At 43.6% G+C, this 865-nt stretch carries 2 protein-coding genes; both read left to right on the forward strand.

What is annotated here, in order from left to right; genetic code table 11:
- Window positions 1-633 (forward strand): 3-oxoacid CoA-transferase subunit A (locus AC1M89_RS14690; RefSeq protein ID WP_481614389.1); only part of this gene is annotated, 633 nt, incomplete at its 5' end.
- A 20-nt stretch (window positions 634-653) separates the two neighbouring features.
- Window positions 654-865, forward strand: a 212-nt coding sequence (locus AC1M89_RS14695) for a CoA-transferase (protein WP_481614390.1), incomplete at its 3' end; no start/stop codon positions are given.

Genomic DNA, 865 nt, shown 5'->3' on the forward strand with positions numbered 1-865 from the left:
TCCCAAATTAAAGACGGTTCAACCATTATGATTGGTGGGTTTGGTACTGCAGGTCAGCCTGCTGAACTCATCGATGGCTTAATTGAACTCGGTATTAAAGACTTAGTGATCGTCAACAACAACGCAGGTAATGGTGATTACGGCTTGGCTAAACTGTTACAAGCAGGCGCTGTACGTAAAATCATCTGTTCTTTTCCTCGTCAGTCTGACTCTTATGTCTTCGATGAACTCTACCGTGCAGGCAAAATCGAGTTAGAACTTGTACCGCAAGGCAACTTGGCTTGCCGTATTCAAGCGGCGGGTATGGGCTTAGGTCCAATCTACACACCAACAGGTTTTGGTACTTTGCTTGCTGAAGGCAAACCAACCATGAATTATGAAGGTAAAGACTACGTTTTAGAAAATCCAATTAAAGCTGACTTTGCGTTAATTAAAGCGCATAAGGGCGATCGCTGGGGGAACTTGGTGTACCGTAAATCTGCACGTAACTTTGGTCCAATTATGGCCATGGCAGCAGATATCACCATCGCACAAGTATCAGAAGTCGTGGAACTCGGTGCCTTAGATCCTGAACACATCATCACCCCTGGGATCTTTGTACAACACGTTGTACAAGTTCAACCTGCGCAGTAATTTGAGATTGGAGAAATAAAATGAGTTATCAAAAATTAACCCGTGATCAAATTGCTGAACGTGTTGCACAAGATATTCCTGATGGTGCTTATGTCAACCTTGGCATTGGTTTACCGACCAAGATCTCGAGTTACTTACCTTCTGACAAAGATGTCTTTTTACATTCTGAAAATGGTTTATTGGCCTTTGGTCCACCCCCTGCGGAAGAAGACCGTGACCCTGAGTTAATTAA

The organism is Acinetobacter sp. ANC_7635, assembly GCF_056779945.1.